This window comes from Mesorhizobium australafricanum (assembly GCF_033977265.1).
Classification (GTDB): Bacteria; Pseudomonadota; Alphaproteobacteria; order Rhizobiales; family Rhizobiaceae; genus Mesorhizobium; species Mesorhizobium australafricanum.
Window position 1 is genome coordinate 207805 of the sequence record NZ_JAVIIT010000001.1, and the last position, 23351, is coordinate 231155.

The following is a 23351-nucleotide window of genomic DNA, read 5'->3' on the forward strand; positions in this document are numbered from 1 at the left end:
AAAAATGTGTAGCGGTTTTCCGTCCGGAATTGCGAAAAAACCGATCTAAGCGGCTTTGACCAGCCCCAAGCCCTCGAATTGGTGATAGCCGATCGCCGTTGCAAGGACGGAAGTCGGGGCGCCTTCGTAAGGCCGCTCCGCCGTGGCATCGAACACGGGGTAACCGGCCTTGCGGTCGACGGCCATTGCCGCGAGTGCAACGGCGAAGGGGAACTGCGCTTCCTTCATGTGACCGGTCAGCGTCGAGAATGCCCGCGCGGCAAGCGCCGGGTTCGCGTCGAATACTTCCTTCTCCGCCGCTGTGGCGGCGTGGGCGCCGGAGGCGGCGGAAATCGTAAGCAGTTCGCCATCGGGAAGCGCGGCTTGCTTCAGCAGTGTGGCGATCTCGGCATTCAACTCGCCGCGCCGACGTCTGGCGCGGCCGGAAACGACGGAGCCAAGCTCGGCGTAGATCTTGCGGCCGCGGCTCTTCGCATGCTCGCGCTGCTCCAGCACCAGGAAGGCGCCGCCGGAGCCCGTTACCACGCCGCCGCCTTCGCTGCCCCGGCGTTGCCAGACGGGCTTCCATGGGCCGCGATGCAGATAACCGGCCAGTTCATAGCCGAGCAGCATGTCGGAATGCTCGGTCTGGAAGGCCCCGCCGACCAGCACATGGGTCGACTGGCCGGAGCGGATGCGCGCGGCCGCCGTCTCGACCGCCGAGACGCCTGCGCCTTCCTCGCCCATGAAGGTGCGGGAGGAGCCGGTGACCTTGTGGACGATCGAGATGTTGCCGGCGAGCAGGTTGGAAAGCTGGGCGAGGAACAGCGTCGGCCGCAATTCCGTGGTCAGCTTCTCGTTGAGCAGCACGTCACGGTCGTTGCGGCTCTCGGAGGCCGCAAGGATCGCGGCGTCGACGGCCTCGTCGCGCTCGCCGCCGCCGGCCGCCACCACCATGTCCATGGTCGCGCACAGCTCGTCATCGCCCTTGATGCCGGCGTCGTCCAGCGCAAGGCCGGCGACATAGGTGCCAAGGCGCTGCCAGGTTTCCATCTGGCGCTGGTCGCCGCGCTTGGCGATCTGCAGGTTCCAGTCGATCTCGGGCAGGGGATGAATGGTATAGGGCGCGAAGCGCTCAGCCTCGAGCACCGGCTGGAAACCAGGCTTGGTCAGCTTCTGCCAATGGGCGTCGGGACCTTCTCCCAGAGAAGAGACAAGGCCGATGCCGGTGATGACGACGTCGTGGGCACTCATGGGAGGCTGTTTTGGGTCAGGTGACCGGGCGGCGTCAAGACCGCGCCCGAGCGGACTCAGGCGACCTTGGCCGCGACCAGGGCGTCTATCTTGGCGCAGAGGTTCCTCATGACGAAGTAATCGTCGGTCGAAGCCTTGCCGTCATTGACTTCCTGCGTCCACTTCTCGAGCGGCACCTTGATGCCGAATTCCTTGTCGATGGCGAAGACGATGTCGAGGAAATCGAGGCTGTCGATGCCGAGGTCGTCGATGGTGTGGCTCTCGGGCGTGATGGTATCGATGTCGATCTCGCTGGTGTCGGCAATGATCTTGGCGACTTTCTCGAAAGTGGTGGACAAGGGCTCTTCCTTCGGTTGCGGGCGGAATCTGTCCGCATCTTGTTTGGGCGCTGTCTAATCGGTTTTTTCCGGCAGGAAAAGGCCGAATGCGCCGGCCGCAGATGGGATGACGGCCTTGGGAACGCAATCCAAAGCAATGCAGCGAGTTTGCTCAATTGCGTTTGCGAACGCCGCCGGTGGCATTTCTGCAACAGATAGGCCCTAAAAATGGATAGCCGGCCTTCAGAAAGTTACGCGGCCGAGCACCTTGAGGCCGTCGCCATCGGGTGCCACCACCACGGCTTCACCTTCGCGCGGTGCGATGCCGGTGAGCGCCACGATGTTTTCGAGATGCGTGACCAGAACCAGATTGTCGGAGCCGGAATAGCCGCGGATCTCCTTCATGATCGCAGCGATCTGCGCGGCTTTCCCGGCGGGGTCGGCTTTCAGCAGGTCGAGCGGCGCGAAAGGATGCGGCTCGGACTCGAAAGCGATGCGGGCAGTGTCGAGGCAGCGGCAGTAACGGCTGGAAAGCACGTGATCGATCGGGGCCGCGCGAGCCGCGAACAGCGCGCCGATGCGGCTTGCCTGCTGCTTGCCGCGCTGCGACAGGTTGAGCTGGGTCCCGCAATTGTCGATATCGAAATTCGCCGGGTCGGTCGCCCCGGTGACGAAGGCATGGCGAAGCAGCACGATATGGCCGCCGTCGCGCAGCAGCGCCCAGCCGGCGTCGGTCGCGTGGGCAAGGCTCGGAGCAGCAAGGAGGAAAAGCGCCAGAACAATTCGCAGCATCAGAAGTCCTTTGGCGGCCCGACGGGGCCAAGGCCGTGATTGGCATATAGGGACCGCAAAGCCGGCCGGAAAACAAGCACAGCAGCCGGGGAGCGCCGCATCGCGCCAATTGCATGGCGATCAGCGCTCGCCTATCACGGGAAAAATGTCTCCGCCCAAAAAATGAGTCCGCTCACCGAAACCGTCCTTTTTGTCTTCAGCCTGGTGGCGCTCGGCTATCTGGCCGGGCTCACCGGCTATCTGAAGCCGGCGAGCGGGGAGGGCATTTCCGAATTCGCCGTCAACGTGGCAATGCCGCTGCTGTTGTTCCGGACCATGGTCAAATCGGATTTCCACGGCGTCACGCCGTGGTCGCTGTGGGGTGCCTATTTTGCGGCTGCCGCCATCACCTGGGCCGCGGGCCATCTGGTCACGACGCGCGTCTTCGGCCGGGACGCCCGCGCCGGCATCGTCGGCGGCGTCTCCTCGGCCTATTCCAATATCGTGCTGCTCGGCGCGCCTTTCATCCTCGGCATATTCGGCGCCAGCGGCTTCGAGGTGCTGTCGCTGCTGGTCTCGGTTCACCTGCCGATCATGATGATGGCCTCGATCGTGCTGTTCGAGATGTTCGGTCGCGGCAGCGGCGAGACGGTGCATCCGCTGCGCGTCGTCAAAAGCTTCCTGCGGCGGCTGTTCATCAACCCTTTGATCATAGGAATCCTGGCGGGGCTTGCCTGGCGCCTTACCGGCGCGCCGCTGCCGGACCTTGTCGAACGGCTGGTCGATACGCTCGCCGACACGGCCGGCCCGGTGGCGCTGTTCGCCATGGGGCTCAGCCTGCGCCGCTTCGGCATCTCCGGGAATATCCGGCCGGCGCTGGCGCTGTCGGGGCTCAAACTGTTCCTGATGCCGGCTCTGGTATTGGCGTTCGTCTGGCTGCTCGGCCTGCCGCCGCTGACCGCCAAGGTCGCGGTCGTCGTTGCCGCGCTGCCTTCGGGGATCAATTCCTACCTGATCGCGGTGCAGTTCAACACCGGCCAGGCGCTGGCCTCGAACCAGATGACGCTTGCCACGGCGAGCGCGGTGCTGACCACGTCGTTCTGGCTGACGGTGGTCATCCAAGTCTTCGGATAGAGCCGCCGAACGCGCTCGCCTTTGCTGGCCCAACCCCTATATGCCATCTTGTGATTGCTTGCCCGCCTTTCCCTAGGTAAGAGCAATGCGCCGGCGTGCGGGTCTTGAGCACGCTCCAACGGACATTCAGAAAAACGGCCCGATCAGCGCGCCGAACGGAGGCCAGACCATGCTTCAGAAAACCAGCCATTTCATGCGCCAGGCCAATCTCATCAATGGTGAATGGGTGCAGGCCGACAGCGGCCAGACCATCGACGTCAACAATCCGGCAACGGGCTTGAAGATCGGCACCGTGCCGAAGGCCGGCAAGGCCGAGACGCGCCGCGCCATCGAGGCCGCCGAGGAAGCCTTCAAGAGCTGGCGCAAGACCACCGCGCTCGAGCGCTCGAAGCTCTTGCGCAAGCTGCATGACGCGATGATGGACAATCAGGACGTGCTTGCCGAGCTGCTGACCATCGAGCAGGGCAAGTCGCTGTTCGAATCCAAGGGCGAGATCGGCTCCGCCGCGGCCTACATATTGTGGTTCGCCGAGGAAGGCCGCCGCGTCTATGGTGACATCGTGCCGTCGCCGTGGGGCGACCGCCGCATCCTGGTGACCAAGGAGCCGGTCGGCGTCATTGCCGCCATCACGCCGTGGAACTTCCCGTCCTCCATGCTTGCCCGCAAGATCGGCCCGGCTTTGGCCGCCGGCTGCACCGCGGTGGTCAAGCCGGCTTCGCAGACGCCTTATTCAGGCCTCGCCTGGGGCGCGCTTGTCGAGGAAGTCGGCTTCCCGAAAGGTGTCGTCAATGTCGTCACCGGTTCGGCCGGCGAGATCGGCGACGAGATCTGCGCCAATCCGCTGGTCAAGAAGATCACCTTCACCGGCTCGACCGAGGTCGGCAAGATCCTGATCCAGAAGTCGGCCTCGACGGTCAAGAAAGTGTCGATGGAGCTTGGCGGCAACGCGCCGTTCCTGGTCTTCGACGATGCCGATGTCGACCGTGCGGTTGCCGGCGCCATCACCGCCAAGTACCGCAATTCTGGCCAGACCTGCGTCTGCACCAACCGCTTCCTCGTGCAGGCCGGCATCTACGACAAGTTCGTCGAGAAGCTCGCCGCGGCCAGCAACGATCTGAAGGTCGGCTCGGGCCTGGAGGAGGGCGTGCAGCAGGGGCCGCTGATCGATGAGAAGGCCGTCGAGAAGGTCGAGGAGCTGATCGCCGACGCAACGTCGAAGGGCGGCAAGGTCGTCGCCGGCGGCAAGCGTCATGCGCTGGGCGGCTCGTTCTTCCAGCCGACAGTCATCGCCGGCGCCACACCGAAGATGCGCTTCATGAAGGAAGAGATCTTTGGCCCGGTCGCGCCGGTGTTCAAGTTCGAGACCGAGGAAGAGGCGGTGGCTTTGGCCAACGACACCGAGTTCGGCCTCGCCGCCTATTTCTACACCGGCGATCTCGGCCGTGCCTTCCGGGTCATGGAAGGCCTGAAATACGGCATGGTCGGCGTCAATGAAGGCCTGATCACCACGCCCGAGGCGCCGTTCGGCGGCGTCAAGGAATCCGGTCTCGGCCGCGAAGGCGGGCATCAGGGCATCGAGGACTATCTCGACACCAAATATGCCTGCTTCGGCGGCCTCGGGCTCTGATATCGATCCCTGGAACAGGGCAGGCGTTTAGTCTGCCCTTGCCGGATGATGCGTGGCCGGCCTAAATCCAAGGATCAGGAAATGACATTTCGGGCATGGCGATGAAAGACGGCGAGGTCTTCGGCACGACACAGGCGGGCGAGGCCGTGCGCCGGTTTACAATCCGGGGCGGCGGCCTCACCGCCAACATCATCGGCCTCGGCGCCATCGTCCAGGATCTGCGCCTTGCCGGCCACGATGCGCCGCTGGTGCTGGGCTACGACCGTTTCGAACCCTACGAGACCGACCGGGCCTTCTTCGGCGCGCTCGTCGGCCGCTTCGCCAACCGCATCGGCGGCGGCCGCTTCACCATCGCCGGCAAGCGCTATCAGACCGAGCAGAATTTTCTCGGCAAGCATACGCTGCATGGCGGCTCTGAAGGTTATTTCCACCGGCCGTGGGCGGTCTCGCTGCACGGCCGCGATTTCGTGACGCTGACGTTGCACGACCCGGACGGCGCGATGGGCTTTCCCGGCGCGCTCGATGTCACCTGCACGTATCGGCTGAAGATCCCCGGGACGCTCAGCATGGAGCTGACCGCGACCTGCGAGGAGCCGACGCTGTGCAATCTGGCGCAGCATTCCTATTTCAATCTCGACGATGGCGGGGCCGGCGACATCCTCGACCACAGGCTGATGCTCAACGCAGGCGCCTATACGCCCGTCGATGACGAGATGATCCCCACCGGCGTGGTGAAGCCGGTCGACGGCACGCCCTACGATTTCCGGCAGGCGCGGCCGCTGCGCATGGAAATGGAGGGCGAGCAGCTTCGCTATGACCTGAATTTCTGCCTGGCCTCCAACCGTGGACCGCTGCATCAGGCGGCCTGGGTGCAAGGCGCCAATTCCGGCGTCGAGATGGAAGTCTGGACCACCGAGCCCGGCCTCCAGCTCTATATCGGCCAGTATGTGGCGCCGACATCGCCTGGGCTCGATGGCCACCGCTACAAGGCGTTTTCGGGCCTCTGCCTCGAGGCGCAGACCTGGCCGGACGCGCCGAACCGGCCCTATTTCCCGCAAGCCACCCTATGGCCAGGTCAGATCTACCATCAGGTGACCGAGTACCGGTTCCGTTTGCCTTAAAGCTTAGTTTTGACGCATGTCGTTGTCCCAGAACCGCTGCTCACTTCTGGGCGACATGCATTAAGTTTGTCGATATTGAAGTGAATCGCGACTAAGCTTCGATAGCGTTTAACTTTCGAAGGCCGTTCTGAGTGTCTCGAATGGAGCCAGCGCGCCGCGAACCTGAACAACCGCGGCGGCGACGCGATGCGCGCGGCGCGCCGCGTCGGCGGGTGCATGGCCGGCAAGCCTGGCGGCCAGATAGCCGCCGTTGAAGGAATCGCCCGCGCCCGTGGTGTCGACTGGGGCGGCCACATGCACCGCGTCAACGGTTTGTGAAGCGCCGTTCAGCGTAATCAAGGCCGGCTGCTCGCCGTTCTTGACCACGACCTCGCCGGTCAGCTTGCCGAGGCGCTCGGCCGTTGCCTGCGGCGTCATATCCCCGAACAGCATCTGCTCATCCGGAAAGGTCGGCAGCGCGATGTCGGCGACGGCGAGCGCCTCCAGGATCGCGGCCTGCGCCGCCTCGCGGCTGGGCCACAGACGCGGCCGGTAGTTTGGGTCAAAGGCGATGAGCGAGCCGGCCTTGCGGGCGGTCGCGACAGCGGTCAGCAAGGTCTTCCGCGCGGCCTCGTCCAGGATTGCGAGAGTGATTCCGGAGAAATAGACAAGCGCTTGGTTTTCAAGGCTTTTCGCCAGCGCCAATGGATCGGAGGCAAGCTGGCGCGCGGCCGCATCGCTTCGCCAATAGGTGAAAGCGCGCTCGGCTCCGGTGAGTGTGATGGCGTAAAGGCCGGGGCGTGCGCCGGCGATGACCGGACTGTTGCCAATCCCTATGCCGTTCTCCGCGAAGAAGGCGATCTGGTCGCGCGAGAAGGGGTCGTCGCCGAAGGCCGATACATAGGTCGCGGGCCGGTCCGGGCTCAACGCGTGCAATGCCCAGAGTGTGTTGAAAGTGTCGCCGGCAAAACCCATTCGCCAGTTCGAACCGGTCTGGCCCGACAGTTCCAGCATGCATTCGCCGATCGACGCGATACCATTGGCCATGCGGGCTTATCCCTTCCTAAGACTTTGTTGCTGTAGCTTTTTGCAGCAGGCAGCGCCATGCTTGGCGAAGGCCGAATTTTGCGCCAGAAGCGATTTCCCACAGGCAGGGCGGGACGCGATACGCGGCCCGTGACGTTAGCAGCCGAAGAGGAACGGGTTTGGCATCGATATGGCGTTACATTCTTGCGGGTCTCGGTCTGGCTGCCCTGCTGATCGGTATCGTGGCCGCCGTCTATGTGACGCTGCCGCAATCGGCGCCAGGTCCGGACATTTCGCGCTCGAAAAAGACGGCGGGCGGCCTGTTCGTCGCGAGCTTCGAGCCGGAGCGCGGCGTCGTCCGGCAGGGCGAGCTGCAGTCCTGGCTGCTGACGCTGAAGACCGCCGCCGGCGCGCCGGTGGAAGGGGCGGCCATCACCGTTTCAGGCGGCATGCCGCGGCACGATCACGGCTTGCCGACCAGCCCGCAGGCGACCGATTATCTGGGCGACGGGCGCTACCGTATCGACGGCGTGAAGTTCACGATGAGCGGCTGGTGGCAACTGCGCTTCGCCATCTCGGCGGCGGCCGGCTCCGATTCCGTCGTTTTCAACATCGTGTTGTGAGCGGGCGATGAGGCGTCTGGCGAGCGTCGCAGTCCTGCTGGCCCTGGCCGCTCTCGCCCTGGTGGGCGGCTGCGGCGAGCCGCAGTTCAGCGACGCCGAGAAGAAGACGATCGCGTCGCTGGCGCTGAACACGCTGCCTTCGCTCAAAGCGGACACCACGAACCAATATGCGGATGTGCCGGCGGCCGCCGCGCTCGGCTCGACGCTGTTCTTCGATGTCGGCATGAGCCGCGACGGCTCGGTGTCCTGCTCGACCTGCCACAAGATCGACCGCCAGTTCCAGGACGACCTGCCGCAGGCGGTTGGCGTCAGCCACACCAACCGGCGCACCATGCCGCTGGCCGGCGTGGCGCGCAATGCGTGGTTCTTCTGGGACGGAAGGCGCGACAGCCTGTGGGCGCAGGCGCTGACGCCGCTTGAAACTCCGCTGGAGCAGGCAGGTAACCGGGCAGCCTTCGCGCATTACGTCAAGAAGCGGTTCGGCGAGCGCTATGAGCGCATCTTCGGGCCGCTGCCCGATCTTTCGACCGTGCCGGCCAATGCCAGCCCGCTCGGCAGCGACGCCGAGAAGGCGGCGTGGAATGCCATGGCAGCCAGCCAGCAAGAGGACGTCAACCGCGTCTTCGCCAATATAGGCAAGGCGATCGCCGCCTTCGAGCGGTCGATCGAACCGCAGCAGACGCGCTTCGACCGTTTTGCCATCGATCTTGCCACCGGCGCAGCGCCGCAAGGCGACGCCGCGTTCTCGCCCGAGGAGATCCTCGGGTTGAAGCTGTTCATCGGCAAGGCCAATTGCGTGACATGCCACAACGGCCCGCGCTTCACCGACAATTCCTTCCACAACACCGGCGTACCGCCGGTCGACGGCCTGCCACTGGATCGTGGCCGGGTCGATGCCGTCGCGCAGCTTGAGGCCGATCCATTCAACTGCTTGGGTAAATTCCGCGACGGCGATGAAAGCGCCTGTCGCGAACTGCGCTTCATGGTGAAGGACGGGCCGCAGATCGTGCGCGCCTACAAGACGCCTTCACTGCGCGGTGCCGCGAGCCGGCCGCCTTATATGCATGCCGGCCAGTTCTCGACGCTCGATGAGGTCGTGGCGCATTACTCGAAAGCGCCGGCGAGCATGGAAGGCGTTTCGGAAGTCCACACGCTTGACCTCTCCGATCGCGAGCGGGCTGCGCTGGTGGCCTTCCTGAAGACGCTGTCGGAATGATGCGAAGAAGCTCCGATGAGCCGGAAAAAATTCTCGTTGAAGATGCCGCCAAGGATTGGTTCAAGGATCCAGAGTTCGTTGCCGAATTCGCAGCCTTGCGAGAGGAATTCGCGATTGTCGAAGCATCAATAACGGCCAGAGACGAAGTCGATCCGGCAAAGAAACCTTCGGCTAGCGATCCTTGACCGTCTCCATCGCCACGAAGGTCGAGGTCTGGGCGACGTGGGGCAGGGCCGAGATGCGCTCGCCGAGCACCCGTCGATAGGCGGCGATGTCGGTGGTGCGGACCTTCAACAGGTAGTCGAAGCTCGACGCCATCATGTGGCATTGCTCGATTTCGGGCACGGCCTGCACCGCGCGGTTGAAGGCATCGAGCGCCGCCGAACGCGTGTCCGACAGTTTCACCTGGACGAAGGCGACATGGCCTTCGCCCATGCGTTCGCGATCGATGACGGCGCGGTAGCCTCTTATGTACCCGTCCTTTTCCAGCCGCCTCACGCGCGCCTGCACCGGCGTCTTCGATAGGCCGACCTTGGTCGCCAGCTCCGACATGGAAAGCCGGCCGTCGCGCCCAAGGGCGGCCAGGATGTTGCGGTCGATGCGGTCCAATTGGTCTTCGGTCATCGATACGGCAGTCGAAACGATGGAAAATCGACCTAAATGATAGATCAAACAGACTATCTTGTCGATTTCTTTGGACCGACTGAAATTCGCAGCTGTGCTAGTTTGCGCCATTCGGTCCGGTGACCGCCAGACCGCTTCCTCACGCTCGCTTTCATGGACCCGATATGCCGCTCGATGCCATCCGCCAGCAGATCCGCGCCAATTATTTGCCCGACGAAGACGAGGCGGTGAAGCGCCTGTCGGCGGCGGCCGGGCTTTCGGCCGAAGAGCGTAAGGCGATTTCGGCCCGCGCCGCCGATCTGGTGCGCGCGGTGCGCGGCTCGACCGATCCCAGGCTGATGGAGGTTTTTCTGTCGGCCTATGGCCTGTCGACCAAGGAAGGCGTGGCGCTGATGTGCCTAGCCGAAGCGCTGCTGCGCGTGCCCGACACCGAGACGATGGATGATCTCATCGCCGACAAGATCGCGCCGCATGACTGGTCGGCGCATTCGGGTGGATCCAGCTCGATTTTCGTCAACGCTTCGACCTGGGCGCTGATGCTGACGGGCCGCGTGCTCGACGAAGGCGAGGGCGGCATCGAAGGCACGCTGCGCGCCATGGTGCGCAGGCTTGGCGAGCCGGTGATCCGCAAGGCCGTGGCGGCGGCGATGCGCGAGATGGGCGAGCAGTTCGTGCTCGGCCGCACCATCGCCGAGGCGGTCAAGCGCGGCCGGCCGATGACACAGAAGGGTTATCTTTATTCCTTCGACATGCTGGGCGAGGCGGCCCGCACCGAAGCCGACGCGCTGCGCTACCACCGGGCCTATGCGGACGCGATCTCCTCGCTCGATTCCGGCTCGAACGGCCCCGACATCCGTTACAATCATGGCATTTCGGTCAAGCTCTCGGCGCTGCATCCGCGCTACGAGGTGGCGCAGCGGGATAAGATGCTGCCGGTGATGGCCGAGCGGCTTCTGTCGCTGGCGCTTGCCGCGCGGCATTCGCGCATGGGCCTCAACATCGACGCCGAGGAGGCCGATCGTCTCGACCTGTCGCTCGATGTCATCGAGAAGGTGTTGGCCGAACCGGAACTCGCCGGCTGGGACGGTTTCGGCGTCGTCGTCCAGGCTTACGGCCCGCGCGCGGCCTTCGCCATCGACTGGCTCTACGCGCTGGCGAAAAAATACGACCGCCGGATCATGGTACGGCTGGTGAAGGGCGCCTATTGGGATACCGAGATCAAGCGCGCGCAGACGCTCGGGCTGTCCGGCTATCCGGTGTTCACCCGCAAGGCCAACACCGACGTCTCGTATCTCGCCTGCGCGAAAAAACTGCTGTCGATGACCGACCGCATCTATCCGCAGTTCGCCACGCATAACGCGCACACGGTCGCTGCCATCCTGTCGATGACGAAGGATCGCGATAGCTTCGAGTTCCAGCGCCTGCATGGCATGGGCGAAGCGCTGCACGAGACCGCGCGCAAGGCCGAAGGCACGCGCTGCCGCATCTATGCGCCGGTCGGGGCGCATTCGGACCTGCTTGCCTATCTGGTGCGGCGGCTCCTGGAGAACGGCGCCAACTCCTCCTTCGTGCATCAGTTGACCGACGAGGAGGTCGAGCCCGAAGAGATCGCGCGCGATCCGCTCGAGGCCGTCGAGACACAGGGTTCCGCCGCCAATCCCGCGATCGCGCGTCCCGCCGCGATTTTTGGTGCCGGCAGGCGCAATTCCAAGGGCTTCGACATCACCGATCCGTTGACGCTCGCGGCCGTCGAGAAGGCAAGAGCGGAGTTCGCCGGAGCAGATCGCTGGCACGCCAAGCCGGTCACGCGCGCCGCCGGCTACGGCAAGCCGCGCCAGATCGTCAATCCGGCCAAGCCCGACGAGGTCGTCGGCACGGTGCATGAGGCGGCGGCCAAGCAGGTGGCGACCGCCGTGCGCTTTGCAGTCGACGCCCAGCCGGCCTGGGCCAAGCGCCCGGTTGCCGAGCGCGCCGCGATTCTCAACCGCGCCGCCGACCTCTACGAGGCCAACGCGGTCGAGTTCTTCGCCCTTGCCACACGCGAAGCCGGCAAGTCGCTCGCCGACGGGGTGGCAGAGGTGCGCGAGGCGGTCGACTTCCTGCGCTACTACGCCGCCGAGGCGGCGAATGCCGAAGCGGGTACGCAAGCGCGTGGCGCGATCGTCTGCATCTCGCCGTGGAATTTCCCTTTGGCCATCTTCACCGGCCAGATCGCCGCGGCTTTGGTCACCGGCAACTCGGTGATCGCCAAGCCGGCCGAGCAGACGCCGCTGATCGCCTTCCGCGCCGTCGAGATGCTGCGCGAGGCGGGCGTGCCGGAGGACGTTATCCAGCTTCTGCCCGGCGACGGCCCCTCGGTCGGCGCACCGCTCGCCGCCGACCCGCGCATTGCGGGCGTCTGCTTCACCGGCTCGACCGAGGTCGCCAAGCTGATCGAAAAGCAACTGGCGGAAACCGCGGCGCCCGATGCTATGCTGATCGCCGAGACGGGCGGCTTGAACGCCATGATCGTCGATTCCACCGCGCTGCCGGAACAGGCGGTGCGCGATATCCTTGCCTCGGCCTTCCAGAGCGCAGGCCAGCGCTGCTCGGCGCTGCGCGTGCTCTATGTGCAGAAGGACGTCGAGAAGAAGATGCTGGAGATGCTGAAGGGCGCGATGGAAGCGCTCAATGTCGGCAACCCTTGGGCAATCTCGACCGACGTCGGCCCGGTGATCGACGACGAGGCGCAAGCTTCGATCAGCGATTACTGCAAGAAGAAGGGACAGGAAGGGCGGCTGATCGCCAGGCTCGAAGCGCCGGCAAGCGGCCGTTTCGTCGCGCCGCATGTCTTCCGCGTCAAAGGCATCGAGGAGATGGAGCGCGAGGTGTTCGGCCCGGTGCTTCATGTCGCGACCTTCGATGCCGATGAGATCGACGCGGTGATCGCCGCCATCAACCGCAAGGGCTACGGCCTGACCTTCGGTCTGCACACCCGCATCGAAGGCCGTGCCCAGCATTTCGTCGACGGCATCCATGCCGGCAACATCTACGTTAACCGCAACCAGATCGGCGCCGTCGTCGGCTCGCAGCCTTTCGGTGGCGAGGGGCTTTCGGGCACCGGGCCGAAAGCCGGCGGACCGCATTACTTGCGCCGCTTCCGCAAGGGGCCGGAGGCCGGCACCGAGGTTGGTGAGGGCCACAAGGTGACCGCGACCGAGCTTGCCGACAATCTGCCGGATCCGACGCTCGGCGGCTGGTCGACGCGGCCGGATCGCGTCGCGATCCTGAGGAAGCATTTGCGCGGCAAGGGCGCGGCGGCGATCGCCGCTGCCGCCAGCCTCGATTTCGGCCAGGTCGACCTGCCTGGACCGACCGGTGAGGCCAATACGCTGTCGCTGTCGCCACGCGGCCGCGTACTCTGCCTCGGCCCGGACGCCGAGACGTTGCTTTCCCAGACGATCCAGGCACTCGCGGCCGGCAATGCCGTGCTGGCAGTGGCGCCGGGCGCGCCGGCGGCGCTGTCGGCGCTGACCGGCAAGGGCCTGCCGCTCGCGGCCATCGATGGCCGGCCCGACCCGGTCGAGGCGCGTTCGCTGCGCGTCGATGTCGTCGCCTTCTCCGGCACGCCGGAGGCGGCGCGAATCGTGCGCAAGGTGATTGCCGAACGCGCCGGGCCGATCGTGCCGCTGGTCAGCGAAGTGCTCAATCCAGCCGCTTATGCGCATGAGCGCGCGGTCTGCGTCGACATTACGGCGGCCGGAGGCAACGCCAGCCTGCTGGCCGCCGCTTAGCCAACTCGGGCGATCTCGTTATCGGAGGCGCGTTTCAGGCGCCTTCTACGACCGAAAAGCCCTCGAATTGCGGGTGGCCGAGATAGTGGACCTTCGAGCCGCCGGCGTTGCGATGTGCGGCGCGGAAATTCTCTGACTTCGTCCAGGCGACAAAATCCTCCTGGCTTGCCCAGACCGTGTGCGAGGCGAAGAGCGTATAGCCTTCCGTCTCGTTGACTGGACCGCGCAGCAGGTGGAACTCCTTGAAGCCCTGCATTTCGGAAAGGCTGGAGTCGCGGTTCCTCCAGACGTCCTCGAAGGCTTCTTCCGAGCCGTTCTGGACCTTGAAGCGGTTCATGGCGATATACATTGGCTTCCTTTCGAAATGGATGAATTCTGACGTTCAGGATGGCTTCAAACGCGGGACGAACGCCTCAAAAAGGGCCGATCCGCGCCTTGAACACCCAACTTGATTTTCCGGTCTCGGGTGGAATGGGAGGGAACGGTGCCTGCTTGCGCACCAGCGTCAAAGCGAACTGATCGAGCTCGGCGGATCCTGAACTTTCAGCGAGCTGCAGGTCGCTGACGCTGCCGTCGGCCGCGACGACGAAAACCACCCTGGCATTGTTGCGAGCCTTGGCCTGGATCGATTTCGAAACGCGACGGTTGGCACGGGCAAGCTTCTTCTGGATTTCACCGCTGTAGCGGGATTCCAGGGCATTGCCGGCGGCCTGCTTCTTGCCCTTGCTGGCGACGACAGATGCGTCGCGCGCATCGCCATCCGCCGTGCCTCCAGTTTCAATGGTTTGGCTTGACCCTGCCGATGCGGCTGGCGCGCTCGTGGTCGGCGGCTGTTCTGGCTCGGCGGGGGTCGCTTCAGCACTTTGCGGCTCGATCGCGGGCGTAGGTTTGCTCTCCACGGGGACACGCTGATCGTCCTGGCGCGGTGTGGCGGCCGCCAGGATATCCGGCGTAGGGGTGGGCTCCTTGACGGCTTCCGGCACAGGCTGAGGCGTCACCTTTTCACTTGCCGGTTGTGGCGCCTCGGCTGGCGGAGCGGGCTGCGCGGCCTGGCGTTTTGCCGGTTGCGGATCCGGCACCAAAGTAACATCCACCGCGCCGGACGCCTGATCATCCAAGGCGCTGCCGATGACGTTGGCGCCGGACTGGTCGGCGCCCTCGGCCCTTATCGCGTCTGCGGAGTCGAATGACGCCGCGGGCGCGATGAAAAACGCCGCCGCGGCGGCGGCATGGAGCAAGCCGGAGACGGCAATCGCCACCGGCCATTTGCGGACTTGCGCCGTTTGCCGCGGCTGCACGAGCTGTTCGGCCGGCGTGACCGCCAGTTCGCTGCCCGCGTCAGAGGGGTGATTGATGTCCTGCATGTCTCGCGCCGAGACCTGCCGCGCACGATAGGGACTTGTCAAATCAAGATCGGTTGCCGCCCCTGGCGGCAGACCGGCGGCAGGCCACGCCAAGGCGTCTTGCCGGAAAGCCGGATGCAATCTCACCTCTACACGCCGAAAGCGATCGCGGTCTTGGTCGAACTCTTCAACGCGCGCATGCACGCCGCCGGCTCGATGCCGGTGCCGGCGCATTCGGTCGCGCTGTTGATCAGCACGCGGCTTGAGAAACCGAGCACGGTGACCTGGGCCGGACCTGGGGCAGGAGCCGGCGCGGACTGGGCCCACGCCGGCGCCAGGCCGAGCGACATCGCGAGCGCCGAGGTCAGGAGGCGAAGCAATGTCGTCAAGTCGGTCATTCCTCAGCCTCCGAAACGCATGGTTGCCGCAAGCTTCAGCGTGACGCCGGGTTCGTAGAGGACGGCGGTCGTGCTTCCGTTGAGCGGGTTGGCGTATTTGACGTCGAACAGATTGTCGGCGCGGAAGTCGAGCTTGAGATTGTCGGTCGCCTGGTAGCTGGCGAAGGCGTTGACCAGCGTGAAGTCCTTGGCCACCGCATTGCCCTTGGGCTTGCCGTTGTACTGCACTTCGCCGCCGACGGTCAGCTTGTCCTCGAGAAAGCGCAAGCCAAGCTGCGCCGTCACCTGCGAGGAGGGGATGGTGGCCAGATCGGCCCGCTCGCCTTCGTTGGAGATGGTGTGGCCGTTGATGATCGAGGCCGACAGCCCGGCATAACCCCAACCGGCGTCGTAGACGCTTTCCAGCTCGAAGCCGTCGATCTTGGCCTTGGCGAAGTTCTGGTACTGGAAGCAGATCGGAATGCCGGGGCCGAACGGGCAGCCGCTGGTCGGGTCGAAAGGCGAGAGCGTCACGCCGTCGATATAGTCGTCGACATTGTTGTTGAAATAGGCGGCCTTGAGCCGCAGCGCGTCGCCGCCCTCGATGATGTCGTTTTGCTTGTAGTTGACACCGAACTCGACGGTCTTGCCGGTCTCGGGCTTGAGGTTCGGGTTGGGCAGGAACGGGAAGCTGACGCCGGCCGGATGGTTGCCGCTGATCAGCGTCTCCGTCAGCGAGGGCGAGCGATAGCCTTCCGCATAGGTGCCATAGAATTGCAGGCCCGCCAGACCGGCGCTTTCAAAGGGCGAGATACCGACCGTGATGCGCGGCGAAATCCGGTCGCCGGACGTCTCGCGCTCGGAATCCTTCAGGCTGTAATTGTCGTAGCGCAGGCCGGCGATGACCTCGAGCCATTCCCAGGTCAGCTTGTCCTGGACGTAGGCACCGGAGACGTTACGCTTGCCTGACGGCGTGTAGAAGCTGTCTCCGCCGGCCGTGCCGCCGGTCTCGACATCGTCGCCGACCCAATCGCCGCCATAGGTCAGTTCATGCGCGATGCCGGCGGTCTCGAAGCGTGACGTGTTCCAGATGTCGATGCCGGTCGTGCCGACATCGAATGTGGACAGCGAGCCGACCGGCAGCACCACGGGCAATCCCGTGACCGGATCGAAGCGCTTCTGCGGGACAAGCGTCGTCAGGTCGAGATCCGTCTTGTTGTAGGAGGCGTTGATGTGGAGGTCGAGCCAGCTCTTGGCCTCGTCGGTGATGTTGTAGCGGGCCGTGAAGGTGTTCGACTTCAGGTCGACATCGTTGGCCGGCATGCTGCCGCTGGTCTCCGTCCATCCATCGCTGGAACCGACCCAACCGAGCTTCAATTCGCTGTTTTCGGTCGGGCGGATGGTGGTCTTGAGCAGACTGCTCAGCACATCGAAACCGGTGCCGGCAACGGTGTCGCCGCCACCGTTCTTGTAGTCGCCGTAGTCGCGATAGACGATGTTGCCGAGAACATCCCAGTTCTCGTTGATCCGGTAAGCGCCGGTGGCGCTGGTGGTCCAGCCCTTGCCGTTGCTTTCATAGCGCCCGGCCAGCGACCCGGCCCAGGTCTCCCGCGGCTTGAGGAAATCCTCTGCGTCCTTGGTGTCAAAGAAGACGACGCCGCCGATGGCGCCGGAGCCGTAGGTGTTGGCGACCGGGCCGCGGATGACGTCGACCGATTTGATGAGCTCGGGATCGACATAGAAGGTCGACTGTGTGCCGTGGTCGGAACGCTGGAAATCCTGGCGGGCGCCGTCGACGATCACGGCGACGCGGCCGAAATCCTGCAGGCCGCGGATGTTGATGCTGGAGCTGACGCGCCGCGCATCGGCCTGGACGGTGACGCCGGGCACGCCGAGCAGCATCTCGTTCGGCGTTGTCGCCATGCGGCGGTCGAGCTGTTCCTGGTCCACATGGCTGGCGGAAGCCAGCGACTGGATTGCTGTTTCGCCGGTGCGGCTGATGACGAGGATCTTGTCGAGAAGGGTTTCGTCGCCGGAAGCCTTCTCGTCTGTTTTCTTCGTTTGATCGACCCGCTGATTGGCCGCCGGCTCCGCGGCCTGCTGCGCTTGTGCGGCCGGTGCGCCGAGTGCTATCGCCGCCGCTCCGGCCATCAATACGGCGATTGCCATTGCAATCGATCGGAAGCCCGGACCCGCGCTATCGCCCGCCAGGCCCGTCCGTCCCCAAGTCACCAACCCCATGCCCCGACTCCAAATTCAGGCTCGTAGCTGGCTGGCCGGTGGCTCGCTCGCAATTTTGATCACGTCCGGCATCTTAGATGTTGACTCATTTAGTCCGGTAATGCAGTGACTAGTAAACATGACTATTCGAGTCAAGAATTGAATCGAGGCAGCCGGCAGATGGCCGGCAGAGCAAAGGGACCGACCGGATGAACACGCACAATCCCAACGATTTCCGCTATCGCGCCCGCCGTTCGGACGACGCGCAGATGCGCTACGAAAGGCTGCCGATGGCGGTGAGGACGCTGTCCAGCAACATGTTGTTCCAGGGTGAGCACGAGATCGGGATCGAGCATCATGGCGCGCTTTACCGCCTGAAGATCACCCGCCAGGGCAAGCTGATCCTCAACAAGTGATCGGCGCCGGCAGGCGGTAGACGAGTAGAGATCAGGCATCACAGGTGGACGACATGGACCAGCGCGTTAAGCCGTCGCCGGAAGAGATCCGGCGGGCAAGGCAGGACAATCCGAAAATGCGGGAGCGCGATCTCGCCGCTCAATTGGGTGTTTCGGAAGCGGAACTGGTCGCGGCGTATTGCGGCGTCGGCACTGTCCGCGTCGGGCCGCGCGTCAACGACCTGCTGACCGGCCTCGAGGCGGTCGGCGAGGTGATGGCGCTGACCCGCAACGAAAGCGCCGTGCACGAAAAGACCGGCGTCTACGACAAGGTCGTCACCGGCAATCACAACGCCATGGTGCTGGGCGAAAACATCGACCTGCGCATCTTCCCGAAAGTCTGGGCGCATGGCTTTGCCGTCGAGAAACGCGACGGCAGCGACATCCGCCGCAGCCTGCAGTTCTTCGACGCGGCGGGCGAGGCCGTGCACAAGGTGCATCTACGGCCGGCATCGAACCTCTATGCCTACCAAAAACTGGTGGCGAGCCTCGAATCGTCGAACCAGGAGCCGACCGTCGCGATCCTCCCAAGCGCCGCGGAAGGAGAGGGTGAGGCCCAGGCGTCGGCCGCGACGATCGACGATCTGCGCGACCGCTGGAGCCGGCTCACCGACGTGCATCAGTTCTTCGGCATGCTGAAGACGCTGAAGCTCAGCCGCCGCGAGGCGGTGCGCATGGTCGGCCAGGACTATGCCTGGCTGCTCGACCGTGACGCGGTGAGCGCCATGTTCCACCGCGCCGCGGAAGGCGAGATGCCGATCATGTGCTTCGTCGGCAACCGCGGCTGCATCCAGATCCACTCCGGCCCGATCAAGTCGGTTAAGCCGATGGGACCGTGGATCAATGTGCTCGACGAGACTTTCCATCTGCATCTGAGGACCGATCGCGTCCACGAAGTCTGGGCGGTGCGCAAGCCGACCAAGGACGGCCATGTCACCTCGCTCGAGGCTTATGACGCCAATGGCGGGATGATCATCCAGTTCTTCGGCAAGCGCCATGAAGGCGAAAGCGAGCGCGAAGATTGGCGCTCTCTGGCCGAGAACCTGCCCCGCATTCCCAATCCGACCGCAGCATAAGGCGAGACCAATGGGTGTTGTTTTCCGTTGTCGCGCGGCGCTTGCGCCGATGCTCGGTGCCTTGCTCGCTTTCACGGCGCTGCCCGCCGGGGCTAACGATGGTGAGGCCGTCTTCTCCGACACTTCGCGCATTGCCTCGATTGGCGGCTCGATCACCGAGATCGTCTACGCGCTCGGCGAGGAGGGGCATCTCGTCGCCCGCGATACGACGAGCCACTATCCGAAGGAGGCACTGAAGCTTCCCGATGTCGGCTATATGCGTGCGTTGTCGCCGGAGGGTGTGCTGTCGGTCAATCCGACCGGAATCCTGGTGTTGCACGGCAGCGGCCCGAAGGAAGCGGTCGACGTGCTGAAGAAGTCGAGCGTGCCTTTCATCGAGGTGCCCGAACACTACAGCCACGAAGGCATAATCGAAAAGATCCGCATCGTCGGCAAGGCGCTGGGCGTCGACTCCAAGGCCGAGAAGCTGGCAGCCGAGATGGATGCGAAGCTGACGGCGGCGGAAACGCAGACGGCGTCGATCAAGGAGCGCAAGCGTATCCTGTTCGTGTTGTCGGCACAGGGCGGCAAGATCCTTGCCGCGGGCAGCGATACGGCCGGCGACGGCATCGTCAAGCTTGCCGGCGCGGTCAACGCGGTCGAAGGTTTCTCCGGCTACAAGCAGATGTCTGACGAGGCTATCGTCACCGCCAGGCCGGACGTGATCCTGACCATGAAGAATGCCGGGCCGCCGATCTCGGAGGATGAGCTGTTCGCCAACCCGTCGATCGCTTCGACGCCGGCGGGCGCAGCCCGCAAGGTCATCAGCATGGACGGCGGCTATCTGCTTGGCTTTGGGCCGCGCACGGCCGAAGCCATCCACGATCTCGCCGTCGCGCTCTACGGCAACCGGGTCACGGACTGAGCGACGATGGCCGAACAATCTATCGGCGGGGTGGCGGGCAGGGCGATGGCAGCCGATGGCGACCGCTCGGCACGGGCAAGGTCTGTCATCCTGCTTTTGTGCCTGGCGCTCGCGCTTTGCGTGTTCCTGTCGCTGACGTCGGGCGCGTCCGATGCGTCGGCCGTCCGCGTCATCCGCGACTGGTTCACGGGCGCCATGCATGCCGACGCGGCGCTTGCGGCGCGCGACCAGCTGATTGTCTACGACATCCGCATGCCGCGCGTGCTGCTGGGCGTGCTCATCGGCGCCGCGCTCGCCGTCTGCGGCGCGGTGATGCAAGGGCTGTTCCGCAATCCGCTTGCCGATCCCGGCCTGATCGGTGTTTCGGCCGGCTCCAGCCTCGGCGCGGTGGCAATCATCGTGCTCGGCACCACATGGCTTGCGCCTGTCACGCTCGCGCTCGGCACGCTCGCGCTGCCGCTGGCGGCATTCTTCGGCGGTCTGGCGGTGACGTTGCTGCTTTATGCCATCGCCACGCGCCAGGGGCGGACGTCGGTCGCCACGATGCTGCTCGCCGGCATCGCCATCAGCGCTCTTGCCATGGCGCTGACCGGCGTCCTCATCTTCATGGCCGATGACCGGCAATTGCGCGACCTGACCTTCTGGCAGCTCGGCTCGCTTGCCGGGGCAACCTGGCCGAAGATCGGCACCGTCGGACCGGTAATCGTGCTGGCGCTGTCGGCGATGCCGTTCCTGTCGCGTGGCCTCAACGCGCTGGCACTTGGGGAGGCGACCGCGGGCCATCTCGGCATTCCGGTTCAGCGGCTGAAATACACCGCCATCGTCGCGGTGTCGGCGGCGGTCGGTGCTTCGGTCGCGGTCAGCGGCGGGATCGGATTCATCGGCATCGTCGTGCCGCATGTCCTGCGCCTGGCGATCGGCCCGGACAATCGCTACCTGCTGCCGGCGTCGGCGTTGCTCGGTTCATCGCTGCTGCTGCTCGCCGACGCGGTCGCCCGCACCATCGTCGCGCCGGCCGAGCTGCCGATCGGCATCGTCACTGCGGTCGCCGGCGCGCCGTTCTTCCTGTGGATCCTGCTGCGCAAGCGCGGCATCGTCGACCGCAAGACGTGTTGAATGACGAGTTGATCGAGAGGGTGTTCGACTGCCGCCTGAAGGTCGGCGCGCTGCCGGCCAAGAATATGCCGTTCGTGTTACCGCAATCGGCCGCTTAGGCCTGCTGCTGTGGACGGTTCTCGCCTTCGTCATCCACGGGCGGAGCGGGAGCGGAGACCCGAGGATCCATTCCGTTACATCAACCGAAGACTGCAGCGATCCAGAAGAAGCGCTGCCGCTTACGGTCGCCAGCTCTGCATCATTGCGGCGCACGAACGTCACGGCATGGATTCTAGGGTCTGCGCGCGTCGCTGCGCTTCTTGCTCCGCCCTAGAATGACGAAGTCATGGGCGCGCTCACGCCGCCGGAGCGCGCTGCTCCAGGAGGTCGATGCCGAGCAGATGGCGCACGTTCGGACGAGCGGCGACGAGGTCGGCGATCGTGTGGCGGGAAAGCACGGCGAAGAAGGCGTTGAGCGCCTCGCGCAACGCCGAATTCAGGGCGCAGCTGTCGACCAGCGGGCATTCCGCCGCGTCGTTTTCGAAGCACTCGGCCATGGCGAAGCTCTCTTCGGTGACGCGTACGACATCGAACAGGCTGATCTGCTCCGCCGCACGGCCGAGGCGCACGCCGCCATTGCGGCCGCGAACGGTCTCGACCAGGCCGGCCTCGACCAGCGGCTGCAGGATCTTGAACAGGAACAGCTCCGAAACCGAATAGGCGGCGGCGATCTCGGGGATGCGGCTCAGCCTTTCGGTGTTAGCGGCGCAATACATTAGGATGCGCATCGCATAATTGGTCTGGCGCGTGAGCCGCATGGTATCCTCGCGAAAATATTAGCTTGAGCCGAATATGGCCCATAGTTTGGAACAATTCCAGACTGGTCCGCCACATAGCTGAATAATCGTGTCAACTTTTTGTGCATGCCGGCGCGTATGGCGGCCCGATATGGCTCCTGCGCTTCGGGCGAGCGTTTCGCCGGCGCAGGTACTAGATAAGTGCAGGTGCAAACAGGGAACGGCCTTTCCATGTCACAGTCAGCTCCGGCCCTTGCGCCGGTTCGATTCGACGCCGACGCGAAGGCGAAGCTCGCGGCATTGCGGCGGACCAAATTCGTCGCCGCAGCGGCGCTCGCCCTCTGCATCCTCGTCTTCGCGCTCGCCAAGTCCTTCCAGGGCAGCCATTCTTGGCTCGGCTTTGTCGCGGCTTTCGCGGAGGCGGCGACCATTGGCGGTATCGCCGACTGGTATGCCGTGGTGGCGCTGTTCAGGCGGCCGCTCGGGCTGCCGATCCCGCACACCGCGATCATTCCGGAGAACCAGCACCGCATCGCCGACAATCTCGGCCGCTTCATCGAGGCCAATTTCCTGGCGCCGGAGCCGGTGCGCGAAAAGCTTGCCGAGGTCGACTTCGCCGCTCTGGTCGCCGACTGGCTGGCCGATGCCGAACGCGCCGCCGGCCTGTCGCGATTCGTCGCGCGGCTGGTGCCGCAGACGCTGACGGCGGTGGAGCAATCCGGCCTGCGCGACTTCGTCACCAGCCGTATGCTGGAGCAGATCGAAAAGGTGCCGCTGGCGCCTTTAGCCGCCGACCTTTTGTCGGCGCTGACCGACGATCGCCGTCACCAGAAGCTGTTCGACGAATTCACCAGGGTCGTCGGACGTTTCCTCAACGACGAGCAGGCGCTCGCGACCATGCGCGAAAAGATCCGTGAGGAATTGCCGTCGCTGTTCAACCTGTTTCGCGCCGATGCCTATCTCTTGAAGAAGATCGTCGCTTCGGCGGGTTCGTTGCTCGATGAGGTCAGGGCCGATCCCGATCACCCGATGCGCGCCGAATTCGACCGTTTTGCGCTAGGCTTCATCGAGCGGCTCAGGACCTCGAAGCAATATGCAAGGCGCGCCGAGAAGCTGAAGCGCGATTTTCTCGGTCGTCCGGAGGTGAGGGCACTGGCCGGCGATGCGTGGACAAGCCTGCGCCTGTTCATCGAGCAGGACGTCAATGCGCCGAACTCGACGATCCGCGACCACCTCGCCAACATGTTCGTCGAGGTTGGCCGGCATCTGGCCGACGACGCTCAGATCAGGGCCGACATGAACCAGGGTTTTGTCGTGGCGCTGGCCTCGTTCGTCGAGAGCCAGAAGAGCGGGGTGTCGAAATTCATCGCCGATCAGGTCAAGCGCTGGGACCTGGGGCAACTGACGCGGCTGATCGAGACGAACATCGGCAAGGACCTGCAATATATCCGTTTCAACGGCATGGTGATCGGCGGGTTTGCCGGCCTGGCGCTCTATACGGCGGAGCGGATGTTTCTCGTCAATTGACGCCAGCCCAACGCGCACTATTCTCCCCTGGAGCGGGTCACCGTCCCATGGAAACGACGAACCGCTCTATCTCTTTGTTTTACGCAATTCCGGACGGAAACCGTTTTCCTGGA

22 protein-coding genes and 1 pseudogene are annotated in these 23351 nt (G+C 64.6%); 13 read left to right on the top strand and 10 right to left on the bottom strand.

Annotated elements, in window-relative coordinates; all coding sequences use genetic code 11:
• Positions 1–45: 45 nt before the first annotated feature.
• From RFM98_RS01040 to RFM98_RS01050, 3 genes are all read right to left on the bottom strand, one after another.
• Positions 46–1233 carry a beta-ketoacyl-ACP synthase gene (locus RFM98_RS01040; RefSeq protein ID WP_320307096.1) on the bottom strand — a complete coding sequence of 396 codons (1188 nt, stop codon included), beginning with the start codon at positions 1231–1233 and terminating at the stop codon, positions 46–48.
• 56 nt (positions 1234–1289) lie between these two features.
• Entirely contained in the window at positions 1290–1571 is a 282-nt protein-coding gene (locus tag RFM98_RS01045; protein ID WP_320307097.1) for an acyl carrier protein, read from the bottom strand.
• Between the two features lie 222 nt (positions 1572–1793).
• A complete protein-coding gene (locus tag RFM98_RS01050; protein WP_320307098.1) occupies positions 1794–2342 on the bottom strand; it encodes a histidine phosphatase family protein in 549 nt (182 codons plus the stop codon).
• A gap of 162 nt (positions 2343–2504) precedes the next feature.
• Between RFM98_RS01050 and RFM98_RS01055 the strand changes: the two genes are divergently transcribed.
• The 3 genes from RFM98_RS01055 (at position 2505) to RFM98_RS01065 (ending at position 6203) form a co-directional block, all read left to right on the top strand.
• Positions 2505–3455 (top strand): AEC family transporter, encoded by a 951-nt coding sequence (locus RFM98_RS01055; RefSeq protein WP_320307099.1) that lies wholly within the window; start codon positions 2505–2507, stop codon positions 3453–3455.
• Between the two features lie 169 nt (positions 3456–3624).
• A complete protein-coding gene (locus RFM98_RS01060) occupies positions 3625–5082 on the top strand; it encodes an NAD-dependent succinate-semialdehyde dehydrogenase (protein WP_320307100.1) in 1458 nt (485 codons plus the stop codon).
• A gap of 95 nt (positions 5083–5177) precedes the next feature.
• Positions 5178–6203 carry an aldose epimerase family protein gene (locus tag RFM98_RS01065; protein WP_320307101.1) on the top strand — a complete coding sequence of 342 codons (1026 nt, stop codon included), beginning with the start codon at positions 5178–5180 and terminating at the stop codon, positions 6201–6203.
• Between the two features lie 108 nt (positions 6204–6311).
• On the opposite strand, the gene RFM98_RS01070 is transcribed toward RFM98_RS01065, so the two are convergent.
• A complete protein-coding gene (locus RFM98_RS01070) occupies positions 6312–7229 on the bottom strand; it encodes a sugar kinase (protein WP_320307102.1) in 918 nt (305 codons plus the stop codon).
• Positions 7230–7387: 158 nt separating this feature from the next.
• Here RFM98_RS01070 and RFM98_RS01075 point away from each other — a divergent pair, with 158 nt between their 5' ends.
• From RFM98_RS01075 to RFM98_RS01085, 3 genes are read left to right on the top strand one after another with little or no spacing between them, the layout of a single operon-like run.
• Entirely contained in the window at positions 7388–7831 is a 444-nt protein-coding gene (locus RFM98_RS01075; protein ID WP_320307103.1) for a FixH family protein, read from the top strand.
• A 7-nt stretch (positions 7832–7838) separates the two neighbouring features.
• The gene (locus tag RFM98_RS01080) at positions 7839–9047 is read left to right on the top strand and encodes a cytochrome-c peroxidase (RefSeq protein WP_320307104.1); all 1209 of its coding nucleotides are present in this window, start codon (positions 7839–7841) and stop codon (positions 9045–9047) included.
• Positions 9044–9232 (top strand): hypothetical protein, encoded by a 189-nt coding sequence (locus tag RFM98_RS01085; RefSeq protein WP_320307105.1) that lies wholly within the window; start codon positions 9044–9046, stop codon positions 9230–9232. The genes RFM98_RS01080 and RFM98_RS01085 overlap by 4 nt, the downstream gene beginning before the upstream one ends.
• On the opposite strand, the gene RFM98_RS01090 is transcribed toward RFM98_RS01085, so the two are convergent.
• A complete protein-coding gene (locus tag RFM98_RS01090; RefSeq protein ID WP_320213666.1) occupies positions 9219–9671 on the bottom strand; it encodes an Lrp/AsnC family transcriptional regulator in 453 nt (150 codons plus the stop codon). The genes RFM98_RS01085 and RFM98_RS01090 overlap by 14 nt on opposite strands.
• Positions 9672–9835: 164 nt before the next feature.
• Between RFM98_RS01090 and putA the strand changes: the two genes are divergently transcribed.
• Positions 9836–13444 (top strand): bifunctional proline dehydrogenase/L-glutamate gamma-semialdehyde dehydrogenase PutA, encoded by a 3609-nt coding sequence (putA, locus tag RFM98_RS01095; RefSeq protein WP_320307106.1) that lies wholly within the window; start codon positions 9836–9838, stop codon positions 13442–13444.
• A gap of 34 nt (positions 13445–13478) precedes the next feature.
• Here the strand turns inward: putA and hmuQ are convergent, their stop codons facing one another.
• From hmuQ to RFM98_RS01115, 4 genes are all read right to left on the bottom strand, one after another.
• Positions 13479–13793: a heme-degrading protein HmuQ gene (gene hmuQ / locus RFM98_RS01100; RefSeq protein WP_320213664.1), complete on the bottom strand. Its 315-nt coding sequence runs from the start codon at positions 13791–13793 to the stop codon at positions 13479–13481.
• A gap of 64 nt (positions 13794–13857) precedes the next feature.
• Positions 13858–14808, bottom strand: coding sequence for an energy transducer TonB family protein (locus tag RFM98_RS01105; protein WP_320307107.1), 951 nt, complete (start codon positions 14806–14808; stop codon positions 13858–13860).
• 128 nt (positions 14809–14936) lie between these two features.
• On the bottom strand, positions 14937–15185 hold the full coding sequence (locus tag RFM98_RS01110; RefSeq protein WP_320307108.1) for a hypothetical protein: 249 nt from the start codon (positions 15183–15185) through the stop codon (positions 14937–14939).
• A gap of 3 nt (positions 15186–15188) precedes the next feature.
• The gene (locus RFM98_RS01115) at positions 15189–17405 is read right to left on the bottom strand and encodes a TonB-dependent hemoglobin/transferrin/lactoferrin family receptor (protein WP_430682234.1); all 2217 of its coding nucleotides are present in this window, start codon (positions 17403–17405) and stop codon (positions 15189–15191) included.
• 188 nt (positions 17406–17593) lie between these two features.
• Here RFM98_RS01115 and hemP point away from each other — a divergent pair, with 188 nt between their 5' ends.
• From hemP to RFM98_RS01140, 5 genes and pseudogenes are all read left to right on the top strand, one after another.
• Complete coding sequence (gene hemP / locus RFM98_RS01120; RefSeq protein ID WP_320213659.1) at positions 17594–17800, top strand: hemin uptake protein HemP; 207 nt, start codon at positions 17594–17596, stop codon at positions 17798–17800.
• Positions 17801–17853: 53 nt separating this feature from the next.
• Complete coding sequence (locus RFM98_RS01125) at positions 17854–18915, top strand: hemin-degrading factor (RefSeq protein WP_320307110.1); 1062 nt, start codon at positions 17854–17856, stop codon at positions 18913–18915.
• A 10-nt stretch (positions 18916–18925) separates the two neighbouring features.
• Positions 18926–19819 (top strand): heme/hemin ABC transporter substrate-binding protein, encoded by an 894-nt coding sequence (locus tag RFM98_RS01130; protein WP_320307111.1) that lies wholly within the window; start codon positions 18926–18928, stop codon positions 19817–19819.
• Between the two features lie 6 nt (positions 19820–19825).
• Complete coding sequence (locus RFM98_RS01135) at positions 19826–20935, top strand: FecCD family ABC transporter permease (protein ID WP_320307112.1); 1110 nt, start codon at positions 19826–19828, stop codon at positions 20933–20935.
• A pseudogene (locus RFM98_RS01140) lies at positions 20920–21033 on the top strand (heme ABC transporter ATP-binding protein); the annotation flags it as partial. The gene RFM98_RS01135 and the pseudogene RFM98_RS01140, both read left to right, overlap by 16 nt.
• Positions 21034–21270: 237 nt before the next feature.
• On the opposite strand, the gene rirA reads toward RFM98_RS01140, so the two are convergent.
• Positions 21271–21732 (bottom strand): iron-responsive transcriptional regulator RirA, encoded by a 462-nt coding sequence (gene rirA, locus RFM98_RS01145; RefSeq protein WP_320307113.1) that lies wholly within the window; start codon positions 21730–21732, stop codon positions 21271–21273.
• Between the two features lie 210 nt (positions 21733–21942).
• On the opposite strand from rirA, the gene RFM98_RS01150 reads away from it, so the two are divergent.
• Positions 21943–23238 (top strand): DUF445 domain-containing protein, encoded by a 1296-nt coding sequence (locus RFM98_RS01150; protein ID WP_320307114.1) that lies wholly within the window; start codon positions 21943–21945, stop codon positions 23236–23238.
• Positions 23239–23351 lie beyond the last annotated feature (113 nt).

Excerpts from the sequence above, each read along its gene's own strand:
- RFM98_RS01125 (WP_320307110.1), top strand. The coding sequence starts at position 17,854 with ATGGACCAGCGCGTTAAGCCGTCGCCGGAAGAGATCCGGCGGGCAAGG.
- RFM98_RS01040 (WP_320307096.1), bottom strand. The coding sequence starts at position 1,233 with ATGAGTGCCCACGACGTCGTCATCACCGGCATCGGCCTTGTCTCTTCT.
- RFM98_RS01090 (WP_320213666.1), bottom strand. The coding sequence starts at position 9,671 with ATGACCGAAGACCAATTGGACCGCATCGACCGCAACATCCTGGCCGCC.
- RFM98_RS01050 (WP_320307098.1), bottom strand. The coding sequence starts at position 2,342 with ATGCTGCGAATTGTTCTGGCGCTTTTCCTCCTTGCTGCTCCGAGCCTT.
- RFM98_RS01115 (WP_430682234.1), bottom strand. The coding sequence starts at position 17,405 with ATGGGGTTGGTGACTTGGGGACGGACGGGCCTGGCGGGCGATAGCGCG.
- RFM98_RS01130 (WP_320307111.1), top strand. The coding sequence starts at position 18,926 with ATGGGTGTTGTTTTCCGTTGTCGCGCGGCGCTTGCGCCGATGCTCGGT.
- RFM98_RS01055 (WP_320307099.1), top strand. The coding sequence starts at position 2,505 with ATGAGTCCGCTCACCGAAACCGTCCTTTTTGTCTTCAGCCTGGTGGCG.
- RFM98_RS01110 (WP_320307108.1), bottom strand. The coding sequence starts at position 15,185 with ATGACCGACTTGACGACATTGCTTCGCCTCCTGACCTCGGCGCTCGCG.
- hemP (WP_320213659.1), top strand. The coding sequence starts at position 17,594 with ATGAACACGCACAATCCCAACGATTTCCGCTATCGCGCCCGCCGTTCG.
- hmuQ (WP_320213664.1), bottom strand. The coding sequence starts at position 13,793 with ATGTATATCGCCATGAACCGCTTCAAGGTCCAGAACGGCTCGGAAGAA.
- RFM98_RS01070 (WP_320307102.1), bottom strand. The coding sequence starts at position 7,229 with ATGGCCAATGGTATCGCGTCGATCGGCGAATGCATGCTGGAACTGTCG.
- RFM98_RS01080 (WP_320307104.1), top strand. The coding sequence starts at position 7,839 with ATGAGGCGTCTGGCGAGCGTCGCAGTCCTGCTGGCCCTGGCCGCTCTC.
- RFM98_RS01105 (WP_320307107.1), bottom strand. The coding sequence starts at position 14,808 with ATGCAGGACATCAATCACCCCTCTGACGCGGGCAGCGAACTGGCGGTC.
- RFM98_RS01060 (WP_320307100.1), top strand. The coding sequence starts at position 3,625 with ATGCTTCAGAAAACCAGCCATTTCATGCGCCAGGCCAATCTCATCAAT.
- RFM98_RS01085 (WP_320307105.1), top strand. The coding sequence starts at position 9,044 with ATGATGCGAAGAAGCTCCGATGAGCCGGAAAAAATTCTCGTTGAAGAT.
- rirA (WP_320307113.1), bottom strand. The coding sequence starts at position 21,732 with ATGCGGCTCACGCGCCAGACCAATTATGCGATGCGCATCCTAATGTAT.
- RFM98_RS01135 (WP_320307112.1), top strand. The coding sequence starts at position 19,826 with ATGGCCGAACAATCTATCGGCGGGGTGGCGGGCAGGGCGATGGCAGCC.
- putA (WP_320307106.1), top strand. The coding sequence starts at position 9,836 with ATGCCGCTCGATGCCATCCGCCAGCAGATCCGCGCCAATTATTTGCCC.
- RFM98_RS01150 (WP_320307114.1), top strand. The coding sequence starts at position 21,943 with ATGTCACAGTCAGCTCCGGCCCTTGCGCCGGTTCGATTCGACGCCGAC.
- RFM98_RS01065 (WP_320307101.1), top strand. The coding sequence starts at position 5,178 with ATGGCGATGAAAGACGGCGAGGTCTTCGGCACGACACAGGCGGGCGAG.